Here is a 7,578-nt window from a genome sequence, read left to right on the forward strand (position 1 = left end):
GCGGGAACAACTCGACCTGGTGCTCGCCGAGGGCGCGACGCCGGTCGTCATGGCGAGCCGGGCGCTCGCCGCCGCGGCGGACGGCCCCGCCGACTACCGCGCCGCCTATGGCAAGCTTCTGTCCGGACTGGAGCAACCGGTACTGCTGCACTGGCTGGGTGAACAGTTCGATCCCGCCCTGACGGGCTACTGGGGACACTCCGATGTAGACAATGCGGCCACGGAACTGGCCGCGCTGTGCGCCGAGTACTCCGACGTCGTCGCCGGGGTGAAGGTCTCGGTGCTCGACGCCGAGACCGAGCGGCGGTTCCGCCGGGCGCTGCCCGACGGCGTGGCCTGCTACACCGGTGACGACTTCAACTATCCCGAGCTGATCGCGGGTGACGAGCAGGGGCACAGCGAGGCGCTGCTGGGCATCTTCGATCCGATCGCCCCCGTGGCGGGTGCCGCGCTCGCCCGGCTCGACGAGGGCGACACGGCGGGCTTCACCGAGTTGCTCGAACCCACCGTGCCCCTGTCCCGCCGGATCTTCGCCGCGCCCACCCAGCACTACAAGGTGGGTGTGGTCTTCCTGGCCTACCTCGCCGGGCATCAACGGCACTTCCGCATGATCGGGGGTCTCGAATCGGCCCGGTCCATCGTGCACCTGTCCGAGGTGCTGCGCCTGGCCGACCGCGCCGGGCTGTTGCCCGACCCTGAGCACGCCGTCGCCCGGATGCGCCCGCTCCTGGCCGCCGCGGGGGTGGACCAGTGAACCGGCTGAGCCTGAACCAGATCACCACGAAGTCGTGGTCCCTGCCGGAGGCGGTCGCGGGTTGCGCCGAAGCCGGGGTGGAGTGGATCGCCCTGTGGCGCGACAAGGTGGCCGAGGTGGGCGTCGACGAGGCCGCCCGGCTGCTCGACCACCACGGGGTGAAGGTGTCCTCGCTGTGCCGGGGCGGCTTCTTCACCGGCGTCACACCGGACGGCAGCCCTGTCGACGGCGTCTCCGAGACCCGTGAGGCGATCGACGAGGCCGCGCGGCTGGGCACCGACGTGCTGGTCCTCGTGGTCGGCGGCGTCGCGGGCAACGACCTCGCCGGCTCGCGTCAACGGGTCGCCGACGCCGTCGGAGAGCTGGCCCCGTACGCGCGGGACCGCGGCGTCCGCCTCGGGCTCGAACCGCTGCACCCGATGCAGTGCGCGGAGCGGTCGGTGCTGTCCACCGTCGACCAGGCGCTCGCGATCGCGCGGGAGCATCCGCCGGAGGCGGTGGGTGTGGTCGTCGACGAGTTCCACGTGTGGTGGGACCCGCACATCGAGGCTTCGATCGCCAGGGCACGGGACCGCATCGCGGGCTTCCACGTCTGTGACCAGCTCGTCCCCCTCACCGACACGCTGATGGGCCGGGCGTTGCCGGGCGACGGCCCGATCGACCACCGCGGGCTCAAGGCGTGCGTGGAGGCGGCCGGATACTCGGGGCCGATCGAGGTGGAGGTGTTCAACACCGAGCTCTGGGCCCGTCCCGGCGCCGAGGTGCTGGCCGAGGTGATCAGCTCGTACGCCGAGCACGTGGCGTGAGTCCGGCGACAACGCGCGAGGGTCCGGATCAGGGTTCGAGCTAGGTCCAGGTCAGGTACGGTGGGCCTCGTGACGAAGCTCGCGGACCATCTCACCATCGGGCAGGTCGCCGAACGCAGCGGCGTACCGCACACCGCGTTGCGGTTCTACGAGGACCGCGGCCTGATCAGCTCGGAGCGGTCCTCGGGAAACCAGCGCCGCTACCCTCGGTCGGTGCTGCGCCGCATCGCGTTCATCAGGGCGGCGCAGCGGGTCGGGCTCAGTCTCGAGCAGATCGGCGAGGCCCTGTCCACGTTGCCCGCGGACCACGCCCCGACCAAGGCCGACTGGGCGCGGCTGTCCCGTACCTGGCGTTCCGAGCTGGACGCGCGCATCGACGCCCTCCAGCGGTTGCGCGACCAGCTCACCGGGTGTGTCGGCTGCGGGTGCCTCTCGCTGCGCACGTGCGCCCTGCACAACCCGGACGACGAGATCGCCCGGTTCGGCCCGGGCGCGCCCCGGCTCAAGCCCACCACCGAGGGCGGCCTCTGAGACGGCTCCCGTCTCGGCATCCGCGTCGACACGACAACGGCGTGCGGGTCAGCTCGGTGTCTGGTCGATCTGGATCTCGTAGCGGATGTCGCGCCCGTCGACCCCGGTCACGGTGACCGTGAACCCGAGCCGGTCGGAGCCCACGGCGAGCCGGCAGCGCTGCGTGGCGCCGACCGTTCCCTCCAGGTCACCGTCGCAGGTCACCTCGTCCGGCCGCTGCCCGACCGACCGTTCGAGGTCGGCGATCGCGGAACGTTCCAGGTTGCCCCGCGACATCCGGGGCGGGCCGTCGCCGGAGCCACCGTGGCCCCCGTCGTCACCGTCGGCACCACCGCACGCGGTCGCGGCGAGGGCCGCGAGCAGGACAGTGACCCCGAGGCCGATCCCTCGCCGCATCGCTCCTCCAGTCCGTCGGCCGCTACAGCCACAGCACCCCGCCGCCGCCCGCGAGCAGGGCGGCGGCACCGAGTGCCACGGCGAGGCCGCGCGAATTCTTCCACATCGTGAACGCCCCGCCCGCGAGGAAGCCCGCCACTCCGAACAGCAGCAGCGCCACCACCGAGTCGGACATCTACAGAACCCCCTTGGTGGACGGCACGCCACCCGCGCGGGGATCGCCCTCGGTGGCCGCGCGCAGCGCCCGCGCGACGGCCTTGTACTGCGCCTCGGCGATGTGGTGCGGATCGCGGCCGTGCAGCACCCGCACGTGCAGCGCGATCCCGGCGTGGAAGGCCAGCGACTCGAACACGTGCCGCGTCAGCACGAACGGGTAGTTGCCGCCGATGGTGAAGGTCTCGTAGCGCTCCGGCTCGCCCACGTGCACGCAGTACGGGCGGCCGGAGACGTCCACGGCCGCGTGTGCCAGCGTCTCGTCCATCGGGACCCAGGCGTCGCCGAAGCGCCGGATGCCCTTCTTCTCGCCCAGCGCCTCCCGGATCGCCTGCCCCAGCACGATGGCGGTGTCCTCCACCGTGTGATGCGCGTCGATGTGGGTGTCGCCGCTGGCCCGCACGGTCAGGTCGAGGCTGGCGTGCACCCCGAACGAGTGCAGCATGTGGTCGTAGAACGGCACCCCGGTCGAAACCTCGACCCGCCCGGTGCCGTCGAGGTCGAGCTCGACGGCGATCGCGGATTCCTTGGTGGTGCGCTCGACACCGCCGGTGCGGCTCACGCGCGAACCTCCTTGCTCGCCTGTAGGAAGGCGTCGTTCTCCTCGGGCGTGCCGATCGTGACACGCAGGTGTCCGGCGATGCCGACGTCCCTGATCAGCACGCCCCGGTCCACGTAGGCCCGCCACGCGGCGGGGGCGTCGGCGAAGTCTCCGAACAGCACGAAGTTCGCGTCGCTGGGCACCGGCGCGAACCCGAGCGCCCGCAGCGCGTCGACCACCCGGTCCCGCTCGGCCGCGAGCTCGGCCACCGAGGCCAGGGTCGCCTCCGCGTGCCGCAGGGCCGCCCGCGCGGCGGCCTGCGTGACCACGGACAAGTGGTAGGGCAACCGCACGAGCTGAAGCGCGTCCACCACGGCGGGCGCGGCGGCGAGGTATCCCAGCCTGCCCCCGGCGAAGGCGAACGCCTTGCTCATGGTGCGCGAGACGACGAGTGTCGCCGGGTAGGACTCCAGCAGGCGCACCGCGCTCGGCTGGGAGGAGAACTCGGCGTAGGCCTCGTCCACCACCACGAGTCCGGGCGCCACGCGCAGGATCGCCTCAAGGTCCGCGAGCGGAACCGAACCGCCGGTCGGATTGTTCGGGCTGGTCACGAACACCACGTCCGGCGCGCGCTCGGCGACGATCTCGGCGGCGCGGCCGGCGTCGAGGCTGAAGTCGTCCCGGCGCGGCGCGGGCAGCCACTCGGTGCGCGTGCCCGCCGAGATGATCGGGTGCATCGAGTACGACGGCTCGAAGCCCAGCGCCGACCGGCCCGGCCCGCCGAACGCCTGCAAAAGCTGTTGCAGGATCTCGTTCGACCCGTTGGCGGCCCACAGCTGCCGCTCGCTCAGCTCCACCCCGGTGGCCGACGACAGGTAGGCGGCCAGGTCACGGCGCAGAGCCACGGCGTCGCGGTCCGGGTAGCGGTGCAGGTCCGCGGCGGCCTCGCGCACGGCGGCGGTGACCTCGTCCACCAGCTCCGCGGGCGGCGGGAACGGGTTCTCGTTGGTGTTGAGCCGCACGCCGACATCGAGCTGCGGCGCCCCGTACGGGCTGCGGCCCCGCAGGTCCTCCCGCAGCGGGAGCCGGTCCAGGCTCACCTCGTCGGTGCTCATGCGGTGCCCCCCGCGTCGTCGCGGTCTCCGATACCGGTCACGCCGTCGGACACGCGCGCCGTGATCGCCTCGCCGTGCGCGGGCAGGTCCTCCGCCTCGGCGAGCGCGACGACCCGCGCGGCGACCTCCCGCAGCGCGGGAGCGCTGTAGTCGACGACGTGGATACCGCGCAGGAAGCTCTGGACCGACAACCCCGAGGAGTGCCGGGCGAACCCGCCCGTCGGCAGCACGTGGTTCGAGCCCGCGCAGTAGTCGCCCAGCGACACCGGCGCGTACGGGCCCACGAACACCGCGCCCGCGTTGCGCACCCGCGCGGCGACCTCGCGCGCGTCGGCGGTCTGGATCTCCAGGTGCTCGGCGGCGTAGGCGTCGACCACCCGCAGCCCGTCGTCCACCGACGACACCAGCACCGTTCCGGACTGCGGGCCGGTGAGCGCGGACTCGACACGCTCGGTGTGCTTCGTGGCGGCGACGCGCTCGCGCAACTCGGCGTCGACGGCGTCGGCGAGCTCGGGCGAGGTCGTGACGAGCACGCTCGCGGCGAGCGTGTCGTGCTCGGCCTGGCTGATCAGGTCGGCGGCGACGTGGGCGGGCTCGGCGGTCTCGTCGGCCAGGATCGCGATCTCGGTCGGCCCCGCTTCGGAGTCGATGCCGATCAGGCCGCGCAGCATCCGCTTCGCGGCGGTGACGTAGACGTTGCCCGGGCCGGTGACCATGTCGACCGGGTCGAGGTCGGCCCCGTCGGTGTCCACGCCACCGTGGGCCAGCAGCGCCACGGCCTGCGCGCCGCCGACGGCCCACACCTCGTCCACACCGAGCAGCGCGGCGGCGGCGAGGATCGTCGGGTGCGGCAGCCCGCCGAAGTCGGCCTGCGGGGGCGAGCACACCACCAGCGAGCCCACGCCCGCCGCCTGCGCGGGCACCACGTTCATCACCACGCTGGACGGATACACCGCCAGCCCACCAGGGGCGTACAGGCCGACGCGGCCGACCGGCACCCACCGCTCGGTCACCGTGCCTCCGTCGGTGACGCGGGTGGTGACGTCGGAGCGGCGCTGGTCGGCGTGCACCGCGCGGGCGCGGGCGATGGACTCCTCCAGCGCGTCGCGCACCGCCGGGTCGAGCTCGTCGAGCGCGGACTCCAGTGCCGACGACGGCACCCGGACGCGTTCCGGGCGCACCGCGTCGAAACGCTCGGTGTAGTCGAGCACCGCCTCGACACCCCGGTCGCGGACGTCCTCGACGACGGGGTGCACCCGATGCTGCACCGCGTCGACGTCCACTTCGGCGCGCGGGAGGGTGGCGCGTAACCGGGCCGGTGACGGGACGCGACCTCGCAGGTCGGTGCGGTTCAACATAGGGTCAAGCCTACGAGGCCCGACCGCGTCGGAGAGCAGGAGGTAGCCGTGCTGCGAGTGGGCTTGTGCCAGCTCACATCCACCGAGGACCCCGCGCGCAACCTGGAGCTGGTGCGGGAGTGGGCGGGCGGTGCCGCCGCGCGGGGCGCGCGGGTGGTGGTGTTCCCGGAGGCCATGATGGCCCGGTTCGGGGTCCGGCTGGCGCCCCTGGCCGAGCCGGTCGACGGACCGTGGGCGAGCGCGGTGGCCGAAATCGCCCGCGAGGCGGGGGTCGTGGTGGTCGCGGGCATGTTCACCCCCGCGGGAAGCCGCGTGCGCAACACCCTGCTGGTCACCGGGCCCGGCGAGCACCGCGGCTACGACAAGATCCACCTCTACGACGCCTTCGGCTTCCGCGAGTCCGACACGGTCGCGCCCGGCACCGACCCGCTGACCGTGGACGTCGACGGAGTCCGCCTCGGGCTGGCCACCTGCTACGACGTGCGCTTTCCCGCGCTGTTCCAGGCGCTCGCGGACTCCGGTGCCGACGCCGTGGTACTGCCCGCGTCGTGGGGCGCGGGCCCGGGCAAGATCGAGCAGTGGGACCTGCTCGTCCGCGCACGGGCCCTCGACTCGGGCACGTGGGTGCTCGCCTGTGGACAGGCCGACCCGGCGGCCTCCGGGGTCCCGGTCCACCCGAAGGCGCCGACCGGGGTCGGGCACTCGACGGTGGCCGATCCGTTCGGGCACGTCCACGCCCGGCTGGAGGCGGCACCGGAGCTGCTGGTCACCGACATCGACCCGGCCGTGGCCGCCCACGCCCGCGAGGCGACGGGCGCGCTGGCGAACCGGCGCCTCTGAAGCCCGGTACCGGTCACGTCCGCGCGTGCAGGTCCATCCCGAGATCGAGGGACACCGCCGAGTGCGTGAGCGCGCCGACGGCCAGGTAGTCGACGCCCGAGGCGGCGTAGGCGTGGGCGCGGTCCAGCGTGAGCCCGCCCGAGGCCTCAAGACGGGTCTTCGGGGAGAGCTCGTCACGCATCCGCACCGCGCGAGCACAGCCGGCCGGGGTGAAGTTGTCGAGCAGCACCTCGTCGGCCCCCGCCTCCAGTGCCTCGACGAGCTGGTCGACCTCGTCCACCTCCACCTCGCACGGCAACCCGGCTGCGTGCAGCCGGGCCGCGCGCAGGGCCTCGGTGACCGACCCCGCCGCGAGCACGTGATTGTCCTTGATCAGCACGGCGTCGCCGAGTCCGAGGCGGTGGTTGAGACCGCCGCCGCACCGCACCGCGTACTTCTGTAGCGCCCGCAGCCCGGGAAGCGTCTTGCGGGAGTCGCGGATCGCGCACCCGGTACCCGCCACGGCCGCGACCCACTCGGCGGTCGCGCTCGCGACCCCGGAGAGGTGGCACAGCAGGTTCAGCGCCGTGCGTTCGGCCGTCAGCAGCCCGCGGACACGACCGCGCACGACCAGGGCGGGCGCGCCCGCGGCGAGCCGGGTGCCGTCGGAGCATGCCGAGACGACCTCCCAGTCCCGTCCACGCGGGCCGAGGACCGCCTCGAACACCGCGACCGCCACCGGGACCCCGGCCACGACCCCGGGCACACGGGGGGTCAGGTCGGCGGTCGCCGTGGCCATGGCGGGAACGGTGGCCTCGGTGGTGGCGTCCGGCCCGTACCGCAGGTCCTCCTCCAGCGCGGTGGCCACCACCCGCCGCACCTCGGCCTCGTCCGGCTCGGGCCTGCTCGCCCCGGCTCCGGCGATCATGCCGCCGCTCCAGGACCGGGTCCGCGAGGACGGGCTGGCCGGACGGGCTCAGCCGCACGAGCTGACTGCGCCGCCACCGGAGGTCGTCCCGGTCCGGGGCGTCGGTCCGCACGTGGC

10 protein-coding genes are annotated in these 7,578 nt (G+C 73.6%); 4 read left to right on the forward strand and 6 right to left on the reverse strand.

Annotation, left to right across the window (positions count from 1 at the left end; all coding sequences use genetic code 11):
* From SACSA_RS26810 to soxR, 3 genes are all read left to right on the forward strand, one after another.
* On the forward strand, positions 1-754 hold a 754-nt coding region (locus tag SACSA_RS26810; RefSeq protein ID WP_048876733.1), incomplete at its 5' end, for a DUF993 family protein.
* Positions 751-1,560 (forward strand): sugar phosphate isomerase/epimerase family protein, encoded by an 810-nt coding sequence (locus SACSA_RS0112330; RefSeq protein ID WP_019816241.1) that lies wholly within the window; start codon positions 751-753, stop codon positions 1,558-1,560. The genes SACSA_RS26810 and SACSA_RS0112330, both read left to right, overlap by 4 nt.
* Before the next feature lie 69 nt (positions 1,561-1,629).
* On the forward strand, positions 1,630-2,091 hold the full coding sequence (gene soxR / locus SACSA_RS0112335) for a redox-sensitive transcriptional activator SoxR (protein ID WP_028661819.1): 462 nt from the start codon (positions 1,630-1,632) through the stop codon (positions 2,089-2,091).
* A 48-nt stretch (positions 2,092-2,139) separates the two neighbouring features.
* On the opposite strand, the gene SACSA_RS24165 is transcribed toward soxR, so the two are convergent.
* The 5 genes from SACSA_RS24165 to hisD are packed head-to-tail and all read right to left on the reverse strand — an operon-like array spanning position 2,140 to position 5,714.
* On the reverse strand, positions 2,140-2,487 hold the full coding sequence (locus SACSA_RS24165) for a DUF4333 domain-containing protein (protein ID WP_019816243.1): 348 nt from the start codon (positions 2,485-2,487) through the stop codon (positions 2,140-2,142).
* Positions 2,488-2,509: 22 nt separating this feature from the next.
* Positions 2,510-2,662, reverse strand: a complete 153-nt coding sequence (locus SACSA_RS26085; protein WP_019816244.1) for a hypothetical protein — start codon at positions 2,660-2,662, stop codon at positions 2,510-2,512.
* Positions 2,663-3,262, reverse strand: a complete 600-nt coding sequence (gene hisB, locus SACSA_RS0112350) for an imidazoleglycerol-phosphate dehydratase HisB (RefSeq protein WP_019816245.1) — start codon at positions 3,260-3,262, stop codon at positions 2,663-2,665.
* Positions 3,259-4,356 carry a histidinol-phosphate transaminase gene (locus tag SACSA_RS0112355; RefSeq protein ID WP_019816246.1) on the reverse strand — a complete coding sequence of 366 codons (1,098 nt, stop codon included), beginning with the start codon at positions 4,354-4,356 and terminating at the stop codon, positions 3,259-3,261. Before SACSA_RS0112355 ends, hisB begins: the two co-directional genes overlap by 4 nt.
* A complete protein-coding gene (gene hisD / locus SACSA_RS22690; RefSeq protein ID WP_048876722.1) occupies positions 4,353-5,714 on the reverse strand; it encodes a histidinol dehydrogenase in 1,362 nt (453 codons plus the stop codon). Before hisD ends, SACSA_RS0112355 begins: the two co-directional genes overlap by 4 nt.
* Before the next feature lie 48 nt (positions 5,715-5,762).
* Between hisD and SACSA_RS0112365 the strand changes: the two genes are divergently transcribed.
* Entirely contained in the window at positions 5,763-6,554 is a 792-nt protein-coding gene (locus SACSA_RS0112365) for a carbon-nitrogen hydrolase family protein (RefSeq protein ID WP_019816248.1), read from the forward strand.
* A gap of 13 nt (positions 6,555-6,567) precedes the next feature.
* Here the strand turns inward: SACSA_RS0112365 and nadC are convergent, their stop codons facing one another.
* On the reverse strand, positions 6,568-7,461 hold the full coding sequence (nadC, locus tag SACSA_RS0112370; RefSeq protein ID WP_019816249.1) for a carboxylating nicotinate-nucleotide diphosphorylase: 894 nt from the start codon (positions 7,459-7,461) through the stop codon (positions 6,568-6,570).
* Between the last annotated feature and the right edge of the window lie 117 nt (positions 7,462-7,578).

Source organism: Saccharomonospora saliphila YIM 90502, assembly GCF_000383795.1.
Classification (GTDB): domain Bacteria; phylum Actinomycetota; class Actinomycetes; order Mycobacteriales; family Pseudonocardiaceae; genus Saccharomonospora; species Saccharomonospora saliphila.

What these genes read in the sequence shown, in the direction of transcription:
- SACSA_RS24165 (WP_019816243.1), bottom strand. Translation starts at nt 2,487, where the DNA reads ATGCGGCGAGGGATCGGCCTCGGGGTCACTGTCCTGCTCGCGGCCCTC.
- SACSA_RS0112355 (WP_019816246.1), bottom strand. Translation starts at nt 4,356, where the DNA reads ATGAGCACCGACGAGGTGAGCCTGGACCGGCTCCCGCTGCGGGAGGAC.
- hisD (WP_048876722.1), bottom strand. Translation starts at nt 5,714, where the DNA reads ATGTTGAACCGCACCGACCTGCGAGGTCGCGTCCCGTCACCGGCCCGG.
- SACSA_RS26085 (WP_019816244.1), bottom strand. Translation starts at nt 2,662, where the DNA reads ATGTCCGACTCGGTGGTGGCGCTGCTGCTGTTCGGAGTGGCGGGCTTC.
- nadC (WP_019816249.1), bottom strand. Translation starts at nt 7,461, where the DNA reads ATGATCGCCGGAGCCGGGGCGAGCAGGCCCGAGCCGGACGAGGCCGAG.